The following is an 11,960-nucleotide window of genomic DNA, read 5'->3' on the forward strand; positions in this document are numbered from 1 at the left end:
GACCCGGTCTCCGGCTTAGGACAATTGACCCGCGTACTGCTCGAGCAAGCTCCAGGCTTCGGTGCCGTACTTTTCTTTCCATTGGGTGTAGAAGCCTTTGGATTGCAGGTCGTTCCTGAACAATGAACGGTCGACTTTGTTGAACGTGATGCCGTGGGCGGTCAGGGACGGCTCCAGGCTGGAGTTGAGGTCGATGACTTGCTGACGCTGCACCAGCGCGGCGGCATTGATATGCCGGGAAACGATTTCCTGCACGTCCGCCGGCAGTTTGGGGAAGGTCTTGCCCGAGGCGACAATCCAGAAACCGCCCCAGATGTGGTCGGTCATGGAGCAGTATTTCTGCACTTCATAGAAACGCGCGGCTTCGACGACCACCAGCGGGTTTTCCTGACCGTCGACCACTTTGGTTTGCAGCGCCGAGTAGGTTTCGTTGATGCTGATGCCGGTAGGGGAGGCGCCCAGGGCGCTGAACATGGAGGTCCACAACGGGCTGACCAGCACCCGCAGTTTAAAACCGGCCAGGTCTTGCGGCGTGAAGATCGGCCGCGTCGAACTGGTGATCTGGCGGAAGCCGTTGTTCCAGACTTTTTCCATTGGGATCAGGCCGACCTTCTCGGTCTTGGCGCGTACGTATTCGCCCAGCTTGCCGTCCAGCGCGGCCCAGACACTGTCGTAGTCCTTGAACGCGAACGGCATGCTTTCGATGGACATGGCCGGCACCAGGGTCGAGAGAATCGCCCCGGGCAATGGAATGAAATCGATGGCCCCGGCGCGCACCTGGGACAGCATGTCGGTGTCGCCGCCCATGGCGCCGTTGGCGTACACCTGCAAGTCCACGGCACCGTTGGTTTCAGCCTTGATCGCTTCGGACGCGGCCTTCATCTGTTTGTTCAACGGATGGGTGTCGGGCAGGCTGCTGGTGTAGCGCAACACGATGGGTTTGGTCGCGGCGAAGACGCCGGAGGGCAGCAGGTTGGCGGCGAAGGCGCCACCCACGGTGATGCCGGCAGATTGCAGGAATGATCGGCGGCTAACGGCCTCGGTCAAGATACGGCTCATGATGTTCACCTTATTGTTTTTGTAGTTGTTCGGAAAAACCGCGCTCACAGGGGCGTTGTGTCAGGCCAGTGCCACCACGGCTTTGCTTTTGATCAGCTCATCGATTTCAGCGTCCGCATAACCGCTTTCCTTCAGTACCTCACGGGTGTGCTCACCCAGCAGCGGCGCATGGCGGCTGGTCGGTGGCGCGGCGTTGTCCATGTCGGAGAAGTGAATCGGCAGGCCCATGCCGCGCACGCGGCCTTCGGTGGGGTGTTCGGTTTCCACCACCATGCCGCGCGCGATGGTTTGCGGGTGGGCGAGGGCGGCGGCGATGTCCAGCACCGGTCCGGCGGGCAGGCCGAGGCTGTCGAACAACACCATCCATTCATCGGTAGTGCGCGCCACCAGCACTTCGTTGAGGATGTCCACCAGGGCTAGGCGATGTTCCATGCGCAAGGCGTTGCTGGCGAAGCGCGGGTCGGCTTTGAGTTGCGGCACGGCCAGGGCTTCGACCAGGCGTTCGTAGTTGGCCTGGTTGGCAGCGCCGATGTTGATCCAGCCATCGGCCGTGCGGAACACCTGGTACGGCGCGCTGGTGGAGTTGGCCGAACCCATCTTCGGCAGGATGGTGCCGTCGGCGAAAAACGCTGCCGCCGGCCAGTACATCTGTTGCAGGCCAGCCTCGAACAGCGAGGTGTCGACCATTTGCCCAAGACCGGTTTTCTGCTTCGCGGAGTAGGCGGCGCAGATGCCTAGAGCTGCGAGGATGCCGGAGTTGATGTCCGCCACCGGCGAGCCGGCCTTGACCGGTTCACGTCCCGCCTCACCGGTCATGCTCATCATGCCGCTCATGCCTTGGGCGATCAGGTCGAAACCACCTTTCTCGCCGAACGGGCCGCTACGCCCGTAGCCGGAAATCGCGCAGTAGATCAGGCCCGGATTCAAGGTTTTCAGGGTGTCATAACCCAGGCCGAATTTTGCCATGGTGCCGGCGCGGTAGTTTTCCGTGACCACATCGGCCTCCAGCAGCAGACGGCGCAACACGTCGCGGCCGCCGTCGGTCTTCAGGTTCAGGCCGATCCCGCGCTTGTTGCGGTTGACCACCATGAACGAGGCGGATTCGCCGCTGGCCATGATCGGCGAGAAGCGCCGCGAGTCGTCACCGTCCGGGACTTTCTCAACCTTCACCACGTCGGCGCCCATGTCGGCCAGCATCATCCCGCACACCGGCCCGGACATGATGTGAGCCAGTTCTACAACGCGCATACCTGTRAGCGGTCCCATGTCATTTGCCCTCGAAGTGTGGTTTGGCTTTGGCGATGAATGCGTTCAGGCCAGTCTGGAAATCGTCGGTGTCGTAGCAGGAGTAACTTGCGTCGATCTGCTCGGCGGTGGGTGCCACGCCGGCCTCAAGCTGCAACGCAGCCTGGCGATGCCAACGGGCGACCAGCGGCGCGCCTTGGGTGATGCGTTTGGCGGTGGCGAGGGTTTCGGATTCGACCTCGGCGTCCGGGACCACCCGGGTTACGAGTTTTTTCACATAGGCGTCGTTGGCGTCGAGAATGCGGCCCTCCAGGAGGATTTCCAGGGTCGTCGAGCGCCCGGCCAGCGCCACCAGCCCGGCCATTTCGTCATAAGACATGACCAACCCGAGCTTGCCCACGGGTGCGCCGAAACGGCTGGAGCTGCCGCAGATGCGTAGATCGCACAACGCGGCGATTTCCAGGCCACCGCCGACGCACACGCCGTGGATCATGGCGATCACCGGGTGCGGGCATTCGACGACGGCGCGCATGGCCACCGAGGTGATTTCGGCATAGTGGCGAGCTTGGCCCTGATTGGCACGCACGCTCGGGAACTCGCTGACATCGGCGCCAGCGGCAAAGGCTTGCTCGCCGGCACCGCGCAACACCACGCAACGCACGCTGGTGTCAGCGGACAGTTCGCGCATGACGTCCCCCAGGTCCTGCCACATGGACAGGGTCAGGGCGTTCATTTTCCCAGGGTGGCTGAGTGTGACGATGGCAATGGCGGCTTGCCGTTCGATAAGGACGGTGGGCTTCATGATTGTTCCGCTGTCGTCAGCTGGGCCGAGGACGCGGTTGCCTCCTGATTTATTGTTGTTGGATAGCGCTTGCTTACAGCGATTGTTCGAGCATCGACCGGTAGTCCGCCGGCGAGGCTTCCCGAGGGTTGGTCTTGTGGCTGTGATCGTGCAGGGCGCCTTCGATGATCCCGGCGAACAGGCTTTCATCGACGCCGATCTCGCTCAGGCGGGTCGGCAGGCCCAGGCGTCGGGTCATGTCTTCGATGGCGACGCCGATATCGGCCCCGGCTGCAAGGCCCATGGCGTGGCGCAGTCGTTCGAGTTTGCGCTCGTTACGCACGGTAGGGGCGTTGGCGTTGAAGTCGACGACGGCCGGCAAAAAGATCGCGTTCAACGTGCCGTGGTGCAGCCTCGGATTGATCCCGCCCAATGCGTGGGACAGGCTGTGTACACAACCCAATCCTTTCTGGAACGCGAGGGCGCCTTGCATCGACGCGCTCATCATGTTCATCCGTGCTTCACGATCACCGGGCTCGGTGGTGGCGCGTTCGATGTGTTCCCAGGCGCGCCACAGGCCATCGAGGGCAATGCCGTCGGCGGCGGGGTTGAAGGCCGGGGCCATAAAGGTTTCGATGCAATGGGCAATGGCGTCCATGCCGGTGGCGGCGGTGAGCATGGCGGGCAGGCCGAGGGTCAGCTCCGGGTCGCAGATCGCCACGCGCGGCACCACGTACGGTGAGATCACGCCGACCTTGCGGCCATCGTCGAGGATCAAAATCGCGCCGCGGCCGACTTCGCTGCCGGTGCCGGCGGTGGTCGGAATCGCGATCAGCGGCGCGGTGGCCGAGGTGATGCGATCCAGCCCACCTTCGATCACTGCGAAGCTTTGCAGCGGACCATCGTGGGTGGCGCAGACCGCCACGCCCTTGGCCAGATCGATGGACGAGCCACCACCCACCGCGATGATCCCGTTGCACTCGCCGAGGCGGTATTGCGCGACGGCTTCACGCACGGCGTGTTCGTTGGGATTGGGCGGGGTGGCGTCGAAAATCGTCGGCGTGAGGCTACCCCTCAGGGCGGCGATGACTTTGTCGACGATGCCGGCATTGCGCACGCCGAGGTCAGTGACGATCAGCGGCCGGGTGATGCCGGCGCGCTCGGCTTCGGCGGCCAGGTGTTCCAGGCTGTCGTAGCCGAACTGGATCTTGGTGACGTAATTAATGAGGGACATGATTCACCACAAGTTATACAGGATTGTTGTTGTTGCAAACGGTCCGGGGCAGGAGGGCTCTCGCTCTCGGGTCAAACCCATTGCATTGCCTGGTTGTGGGGTGGACTATAGGGCCGTCGCGGCGAACCCCGATACTGACAACTTTCGATACCTATATAACTATTAGTTAACTCTGATGACACCCTCACTCAACTCAATCATGTCCCGCCTGCACATCAAGCAACTGCGTTTGTTGATCGCCTTGGATGACCACGGCTCCTTGCTGGGCGCGGCAAAACAGGTCGCGCTGACCCAACCCGGGGCCAGCAAAGCCCTGCAAGAAATCGAAACCACCTTCGGCACTTCGTTGTTCACCCGCACTAACCGCGGGTTGGAACCCACCGATGCCGGACGCTCGGTGATTCGCTATGCGCGGTTGATCCAGACCGATCTCGCACACCTGCGCGAAGAGATCATCGGCATCATGAGCGGCGAGGGCGGGCGTGTGTCCGTTGGCACCATCATGGGCGCCGTGCCGCTGCTGACCACCGCGATCAGCCGAGTGATCGCCGACCACCCCAAGCTGTCCATCGAAATCGTCGAAGACACCAGCGCCGCGTTGCTCAGTCAACTCGATGCCGGGCGCCTGGACCTGGCGATCTGTCGTACCACCATCAGCACCACGCCCTATCTGTACGAGAGATCGACCTTCGTCGAAGAAACCCTGGCAGTGATCGCCAGCACCCAACATCCATTCGCCTACGCACGACAGCTCTCGCTCAAGGACCTGGTGGATTACCGCTGGGTCGTCTACCGCGCCAACATGCCCATGCGTTTGCTGCTGGAGCGCGAGTTTCACGAGGCCGACCTGCGTTTCCCGGTGCACTTGCTGGAAACCACCTCGGCCTTCGCCACGCTGTCGCTGTTGCAGGAAAACCCGACCCTGGTCGCGCTGGTGTCCACCGACGTGGCCAAGTTCTGCTCCGGCTACGGCTTTACCACCACGCTGCCGCTGCCCATTACCTCGCGCAGCGAACCCTACGAGCTGGTGTCGCGCAAAAATGTGCCGGATTCGCCCGCCGCGCGGCTGTTGCGTGAGGCGTTGCTGAACCCGGTGTGAGGCTCTTCGAATACTGACTGGCTTTGAAACCGCGCATTCGTGCAATTACGGCAAATGTGATTTGAGCCAGACGCGGTGTTTGTCAGGGATCGGCGCCGCGATACTCCGCCGGGATTTTGTCTGTCTTATAACGGGCCCATGGATGGCCAACGCGAGGTTAGAACAATGAATGTGTCCAACCGACTTGCGCTCCTGATCACCGCCGCCGCACTGCTCAGCGCCTGTGGCGAATCTTCCAAATTACCGCCCCATGCCAGCGTCGGCCCGGCGCCGCAGTTGCCGGAGCCCACCACGTCGCTGATCCCCACGTTGAAAGTGTCGAAAGCCATCGGCTGGCCGGGCACTGCCATGCCCACGGCGCCCGCCGGTTTCAAGGTGAGCGCACTGGCGGAGAATCTGGATCACCCACGCTGGGTCTATACGCTGCCCAATGGCGACCTGCTGGTCGCTGAGAGCAACCACCCGCCGATGCCGGAAGGCGCCACCGACGGCGGCACCGGGCCGATTGCCTGGGCCAAGCGCAGTGTCATGGGGTTTGTGATGGGACGGGTGGGGGCGGATGCGCCGAGTGCCAATCGCATTACTCTGTTGCGGGATGCCGACGGCGATGGCCGCGCCGAAGTGCGCACAGTGTTCATGAGTAACCTGACATCACCGTTTGGCATGGCGTTGGTGGGCAATGAGTTGTTTATTGCCAACGCCGATGCCCTGGTCAAAGTGCCGTACAACACGGGGCAGACCGAGGTCAGCGCCACACCGGTGAAAGTCACCGACCTGCCCGCCGGCATCAATCACCACTGGACCAAGAACGTTATCGCCAACCCCGAGGGCACCAAGCTCTACGTCACGGTGGGCTCCAACAGCAACGTCGGCGAGAACGGCCTGGAGGCGGAAGAAGGGCGCGCGGCGATTTGGGAAGTGGACGTCAAAAGCGGCAACAAGCGCCTGTTCGCCAGTGGCCTGCGCAACCCCAATGGCCTGGCCTGGAAGCCCGGTTCGACCCAATTGTGGACCGTGGTTAATGAGCGGGACGAAATCGGCAGCGACCTGGTGCCGGATTACCTGACCTCGGTGAAGGACGATGCGTTCTACGGCTGGCCGTGGAGTTACTACGGCGCCCACGTCGACGTCCGCGTGGACCCGCCGCGCCCGGACAAAGTGGCCGAGGCCATCGCGCCAGACTACGCGTTGGGCACCCACGTCGCACCGCTGGGCCTGACGTTCTCCGATKCCCGAGGCATGCCCGCCAGTTTCGCCAATGGCGTTTTCGTCGGTGAGCATGGTTCCTGGAATCGCAATCCCCAGGCCGGTTACAAAGTGGTGTTCATTCCTTTCAGCGACGGCAAACCTTCGGGGTTGCCGGTGGATTTCCTGACGGGGTTCCTCAATGCCGATGGTGAAGCGCAGGGGCGTCCGGTGGGTGTGACGCTGGATCAGGGTGGTGCGTTGCTGGTGGCTGATGATGTAGGGAACAAGGTTTGGCGTATCGCCGCCGCCAAACCCTAGATCGAGAGAGGACTCAGCGCGAGAAGCGGTTGCGATAGTCTCGCGGTGAGATCCTCAGGTTGCGCTGGAAGGTGAAGCGCATGCGTTCTTCATCACCAAACCCGCACTGCCGGGCAATCTGGTCGATGTTGCGTTCCGAGTCTTCCAGCAAACGCCGGGGCGCTTCCAGCCGCAGCACTTTTACGGCTTTGGCCAGGGTGCGGCGGGTCTTGAGTTTGTAGACCCGGGCAAAGTTGTGCGGGCTCATTTGCACCTGTTCCGCCAGCACCTCCACGGTGAGGTTGTCGCGGCTCAGGTTCTGCGCGATCCACAGGTGCAAATCGCAGGCGCAGTTCAAGATCATCGTGATCGAACGCAACGAAGCAATCGGCCCGGACCTGGGCCCGAAACCACGGCCGATGATCACCGAAGCATTAGCGTCGATGGGCATCGAATTCCAGGTCGGCTCCGGGGTGGTGGCCAAAGATGAAAACGGCGTGCTGACGGCGCGGGCAAGCGCATCGAAGCCAAAACCGTGATCTGCACCGGCGGCATGATTGCCAGCGGCCTGACGTCGCAAATCTCTACTCGATTGGATCGCCAGGGCCGGGTTGAAGTGACGGGTGATTTGCGTGTGGTCGGCACCGAGCACGTGTTCGCGGCGGGAGATGTGGCCATGGCGCTGACGGACGACGAAGGTCACTACTCGCTGATGTCCTACCAACACGCGATCTTCATGGGCCGCTTCGCCGGACATAACGTCGCCGCCGACCTGCTGGAGGCGCCGCCCCTCGAATACCGCCAGCCATTCTACGCCACCTGCCTGGACCTGGGCGGGTGGGGCGCGGTGTACACCGAAGCCTGGGACCGCCAGGTGCTGCTGACCCATGACGAAGGCAAGGCACGCAAACGCATGATCAACACCCAGTGGATCTATCCGCCGGCGGCGAACCGGGTGGATGCGCTGGAGGCTGGCAGCCCGGGGTGGCGTACGGCTGATTCGTTTTTGGTCGTTCCCACGCACAGCGTGGGAACGATCATAGATTCGTGGCCCACACCGAACCCTGTAGGAGCAAAGCTTGCTCGCGATGAACGATAATGCGGTGTGTCTGGCGCACCACCTAAACATGTTTAACGACGACTGTTTAAAGACATTCGGTGTTACGTCATAAACGGCTACAACGCCTTGCGCCGTTGCCTACGCGTACGCCAGAATCCGCCGGCTTGTGCGGCTGTGAGGTGGGCTATATCGTTTCCGGGTCACTGCAAAACAGTGATCGGGTTTGGTAGCCCGGTATTCCAGACGCATAGCGCCACCTCTGCAAAGGCCGGTTTTCTCTCGGTTTTTATGGTGGCCATGCGCAGGGCGCCTTCGGGCGCGCCGGGTTCCTGGAACGGTCTACCAACCCGCGTATGGCCGCCACCCAACGTTTGGTGGCGAAGGGTGATGGCTCCTAATATCTTGTCCAGGAGTTCCATCTATGTTCAAAGTTACACCCACCCCCCAGATACCAATCCAGTACCCTACGACGCCTCTTTTGATCTAGATCTCCAAAAGCTGAAAGCGTCGGCCGACCGCGCACTCAAGTTTACCTCAACCCCGGGGCGACGAAAGAGCCGATACCGTCCCGCAAATACGGCACCTTTTTCACCATCGACGCAGCGGTGGATGACGAGACGTTGCTGGTCGAGGTCTACGAATCGTTATCAGCGGCCCGCAAGATGGTCAACGATCTCGTCGAGCTAACGGACGGCCCGCGACGCCACACGATGCGGGTGTTGCACCGGTTGCTCCTGATGGGTGAGATGGCGACCAATCGGATACTGGACAACCACAAACCTGGCTAATCGCCGACCCCTGTAGGAGCGAAGCTTGCTCGCGAAAGCGGTGCGTCTATAACGTCGCCTGACACACCGCCTTCGCGAGCAAGCCTCGCTCCTACAAATTCGTGACTATCCAGAACAAGTGTATTGCCCATTCCTGTCTGTTTCCCCACAGACGGGCTGCGTACTTTGGGTCCACTGTTATTCCCAAAGGACCCCACATGCTCAATCGTTTGATACTGCCGTTCACCTTGCTGTTCACCTTCAGCGCCGCTCAGGCCGCGGACGCTGAAAAATGGTACCCGTCGAAATACGGCGCCAACGATGAAATCGGTGCGCTCAATCTACTCAATGCCAATTCGGTGCTCAACGCCGCCAAACTGATCAAGACCGGCAAGACGTATCCGCTGGCCGTGCCTATCGACAAGACCCTTCCAGCCTTCCGCCATCGCAGTTTCAACCTGACCAACGTCCAGCCGGGCGAGGCGGGTGGCACGACCATGGGCCCGAACAAATTCACATTCAACGATGAACTGGTGGTGGGTTGGACCGGCGTTGGCACCCAGCTCAACGGCATCGGCCATATCGGCATCGATTACGTCTACTACAACGGCAACCGCGCCGCCGATTTCGTCACCGTCGAAGGCGTGAAAAAACTCGGGATCGAGAAAGTCCCGCCGATCGTCACCCGTGGTGTGGTGCTGGACATGACCGCCGTGTACGGCACACCGATCGTCCCGGAAAAAACCGAATTCAGCGTCGCCGATATCCAGAAAGCCCTCGACCTGCAAGCGATCACCATCCAGAAAGGCGATGTGGTGTTGTTCAACACCGGTTGGCTGGAGCTGTTGGGCAAGGACAACGCGAAGTTCCTCGCCGTGGAACCAGGCATCGGTATGGCGGCGGCCAAATGGCTGGTGGACAAGCAGATTGTCGCGTTCGGCGGTGACACTTGGGCTTCGGAAATCTACCCGGCCAAAGATGGTCAGGAGTTCCCGGTCAACCAGTACATGCTGGCCAAGAACGGCATCTACAACCTGGAGCTGATCGACAGCCGCGCCCTGGTCAAAGACAAGGCCTGGGAGTTCATGTTTGTCCTCGGCCAGCCGCTGTACAAGGGCTCGACCCAGGTCAACATCAACCCGGTGGCGATTCACTGACAACTCCGTAGGAGCATGGCTTGCCCGCGATGGCGTTCTTGAGATGGCCATCGCGGGCAAGCCTTGCTCCTACGAAAAACAACGTTTCTGGACATGGAGAACGCATGGATACGGTGCCTTCCCTCGCCAGCATTGCTTCACGCTTGCGCCTCAAACAACTGCGCCTGCTGATCGCCCTGGATGATCGCGGATCCTTGCACAAGGCCGCCGAGCATATTTCCATCTCGCAGTCCGGCGCGACCAAGGCGTTGCATGAAGTCGAGTCGTTGATCAGCATGCCGCTGTTCGAGCGCCAGCCCAAGGGCCTGGTGGCCAATGAAATGGGGCGTTGCATGATTCGTTATGCGCGCCTGATCCATAGCGATGTCGAGCACTTGCACGAAGAAATGCTCAGCATCCTGCAGGGCCAGGGCGGGCGCTTGTCGGTGGGGGTGATCATGGGCGCGATGCCGCTGCTGACCCGGGCCTTGACCGCGTTGCGCCTCAAGCAGCCAGAGCTGTCGATCGAACTGGTGGAGAACACCAGCGCGACCTTGCTCGGCTTGCTGGATCAGGGACGTCTGGATCTGGCGATTTGTCGCACCAGTGTCGGCCAGCGTTCCAACGCCTATGACTGTATCGAGCTCAGCGAAGAACCCTTGGCGGTGGTCGCCAGCCAGGATCATCCGCTGGCGGGCGCCCGGACTTTACAGCTCTCGCAACTGAGCGATTACCGTTGGCTGGTCTACCCCAAGGACATGCCGATGCGCCAGGCCCTGGAGCGCGAACTCAACGAAGCCGGGCTGCAAATTCCGCGTTATCCACTGGAAACCTCATCGATCTTCGCCACCATCCTGTTGGTGCAGCAAGACCCGACGCTGCTGGCAGTGATCCCGGCGGAAGTCGCCGCGTTCTGCGAGCAACACGCTTTGCTGGTGAAACTGCCAGTGCCATTGCGTGCCTTGAGCGAACCTTACGGCGTGATCAGCCGGGCCGGCGCCGACCTGTCTCCGGCAGCGACCCTGCTGATCAACGCGCTGCAACAGGACCCGATTACTTGATCACAATCGGATTCACCGGGGCGCCAGTGCCGCCGACGATCTTCAGCGGCGCGGCGGTGTAGAGGAATTTCCACTGGCCGTCGGCGGCACAATCGCTGGCCAATTCATCGAGCAGCGCCACTTCGGTGAACGTCACGCCGAGGTTGCGCATCAAGGCGTTGTGTAACGGGATCATTACCCCGGAAGACGGGTCGACTGCCACTTCGTTGGCCATGGTGTCGGTGACCAGGTTGGGGATTTCCATCTGGTGAAACCATTCCACCAGTTCACGGCTGAAGGTCAGGCCTGGCTCGGCGAAATCCTTATAGAACTCGTCCGGTTCACGCTCGTAGAACGAGCCGATCCAACCGGTGCGGATGATCAGGATGTCGCGCTTCTCGATCTCGATGCCCTGGGCTTTCGCCGCCGCCAACAGGTCCAAGTGGGTGAAGGTCTCGCCCTTGTCCAGCACCGTTTTGCCGCGATGCCGGGCCATGTCGATCAACACCGCCCGCCCGACAATCCCGCGCTCGGCAATCGGCAGGATGCTGGCCTTGTCCATGCTGCCGATGGTGCTCATGGCGTCGTAGCCGTTCCACAACTTGTTGTCGTGCCAGACGTGGCCCAGGGCGTCGTACTGGGTCGAGCCTTGCAGGTGCATGAAGATCACGTCGTCGGCGTATTCGACGTGGCCGTCGAAGTGGGTCTTGCCGGCGAGGAAGTGGCCCTTGTCCAGCACGTTGACCCGCATCGACGGGCGACGACCGGGCCACAGCGGCTCGCCTTTCGGGTGACCGATCTGGACTTGCAGGGTGAAGGTCTTGCCCTGGCGCACCGAGGCAATGCCGCGCAGGACCTCGGCTTCTTGCAGGTAATTCAGGGCGCCGACTTCATCGTCCGGGCCCCATTTTCCCCAATTGGTGGGGAGGCCTTCGAGGAGTTTTTTAGCGTCGGGAGAACGGTCGGCGGCGGTGTTATTGGTGTTGTGGTCGCACATGAGGGTTGTCCTGGGATTGACGGCCGTACCCTTCCTTGTAAGAGCGAGGCTTGCCCG

12 protein-coding genes and 1 pseudogene are annotated in these 11,960 nt (G+C 61.5%); 6 read left to right on the top strand and 7 right to left on the bottom strand.

Annotated features, from left to right (window positions below; genetic code table 11):
• Nucleotides 1–15: 15 nt before the first annotated feature.
• From AC1D2P_RS20210 to AC1D2P_RS20225, 4 genes are all read right to left on the bottom strand, one after another.
• A complete protein-coding gene (locus AC1D2P_RS20210; RefSeq protein ID WP_477757333.1) occupies nucleotides 16–1,059 on the bottom strand; it encodes a TRAP transporter substrate-binding protein in 1,044 nt (347 codons plus the stop codon).
• Between the two features lie 60 nt (nucleotides 1,060–1,119).
• Nucleotides 1,120–2,307 carry a CaiB/BaiF CoA transferase family protein gene (locus AC1D2P_RS20215; RefSeq protein WP_477811560.1) on the bottom strand — a complete coding sequence of 396 codons (1,188 nt, stop codon included), beginning with the start codon at nucleotides 2,305–2,307 and terminating at the stop codon, nucleotides 1,120–1,122.
• A 19-nt stretch (nucleotides 2,308–2,326) separates the two neighbouring features.
• Complete coding sequence (locus tag AC1D2P_RS20220; RefSeq protein WP_477757335.1) at nucleotides 2,327–3,106, bottom strand: enoyl-CoA hydratase-related protein; 780 nt, start codon at nucleotides 3,104–3,106, stop codon at nucleotides 2,327–2,329.
• Between the two features lie 73 nt (nucleotides 3,107–3,179).
• The gene (locus tag AC1D2P_RS20225) at nucleotides 3,180–4,319 is read right to left on the bottom strand and encodes an iron-containing alcohol dehydrogenase (RefSeq protein ID WP_477757336.1); all 1,140 of its coding nucleotides are present in this window, start codon (nucleotides 4,317–4,319) and stop codon (nucleotides 3,180–3,182) included.
• A gap of 175 nt (nucleotides 4,320–4,494) precedes the next feature.
• Here AC1D2P_RS20225 and AC1D2P_RS20230 point away from each other — a divergent pair, with 175 nt between their 5' ends.
• Nucleotides 4,495–5,418, top strand: coding sequence for a LysR family transcriptional regulator (locus AC1D2P_RS20230; RefSeq protein ID WP_477757337.1), 924 nt, complete (start codon nucleotides 4,495–4,497; stop codon nucleotides 5,416–5,418).
• Between the two features lie 165 nt (nucleotides 5,419–5,583).
• Nucleotides 5,584–6,924, top strand: coding sequence for a PQQ-dependent sugar dehydrogenase (locus tag AC1D2P_RS20235; RefSeq protein ID WP_477811561.1), 1,341 nt, complete (start codon nucleotides 5,584–5,586; stop codon nucleotides 6,922–6,924).
• 13 nt (nucleotides 6,925–6,937) lie between these two features.
• On the opposite strand, the pseudogene AC1D2P_RS20240 reads toward AC1D2P_RS20235, so the two are convergent.
• Nucleotides 6,938–7,246, bottom strand: a pseudogene (locus AC1D2P_RS20240) (helix-turn-helix domain-containing protein); the annotation flags it as partial.
• A 210-nt stretch (nucleotides 7,247–7,456) separates the two neighbouring features.
• Here AC1D2P_RS20240 and AC1D2P_RS20245 point away from each other — a divergent pair.
• On the top strand, nucleotides 7,457–8,002 hold the full coding sequence (locus tag AC1D2P_RS20245; RefSeq protein ID WP_477757399.1) for a hypothetical protein: 546 nt from the start codon (nucleotides 7,457–7,459) through the stop codon (nucleotides 8,000–8,002).
• A gap of 161 nt (nucleotides 8,003–8,163) precedes the next feature.
• Here the strand turns inward: AC1D2P_RS20245 and AC1D2P_RS20250 are convergent, their stop codons facing one another.
• Nucleotides 8,164–8,382 carry a hypothetical protein gene (locus AC1D2P_RS20250; RefSeq protein WP_477757339.1) on the bottom strand — a complete coding sequence of 73 codons (219 nt, stop codon included), beginning with the start codon at nucleotides 8,380–8,382 and terminating at the stop codon, nucleotides 8,164–8,166.
• A gap of 186 nt (nucleotides 8,383–8,568) precedes the next feature.
• Between AC1D2P_RS20250 and AC1D2P_RS20255 the strand changes: the two genes are divergently transcribed.
• From AC1D2P_RS20255 to AC1D2P_RS20265, 3 genes are all read left to right on the top strand, one after another.
• A complete protein-coding gene (locus AC1D2P_RS20255; RefSeq protein WP_477757340.1) occupies nucleotides 8,569–8,751 on the top strand; it encodes a DUF6124 family protein in 183 nt (60 codons plus the stop codon).
• Nucleotides 8,752–8,948: 197 nt separating this feature from the next.
• Nucleotides 8,949–9,887, top strand: a complete 939-nt coding sequence (locus tag AC1D2P_RS20260; protein WP_477757341.1) for a cyclase family protein — start codon at nucleotides 8,949–8,951, stop codon at nucleotides 9,885–9,887.
• A gap of 104 nt (nucleotides 9,888–9,991) precedes the next feature.
• Nucleotides 9,992–10,927 (top strand): LysR family transcriptional regulator, encoded by a 936-nt coding sequence (locus AC1D2P_RS20265; RefSeq protein ID WP_477757342.1) that lies wholly within the window; start codon nucleotides 9,992–9,994, stop codon nucleotides 10,925–10,927.
• On the opposite strand, the gene AC1D2P_RS20270 is transcribed toward AC1D2P_RS20265, so the two are convergent.
• Nucleotides 10,920–11,903 (bottom strand): cyclase family protein, encoded by a 984-nt coding sequence (locus tag AC1D2P_RS20270; RefSeq protein ID WP_221399221.1) that lies wholly within the window; start codon nucleotides 11,901–11,903, stop codon nucleotides 10,920–10,922. The two genes, AC1D2P_RS20265 and AC1D2P_RS20270, sit on opposite strands and share 8 nt — an antisense overlap.
• Between the last annotated feature and the right edge of the window lie 57 nt (nucleotides 11,904–11,960).

The sequence above is a fragment of the Pseudomonas sp. P1_F1_2 genome (assembly GCF_056405815.1).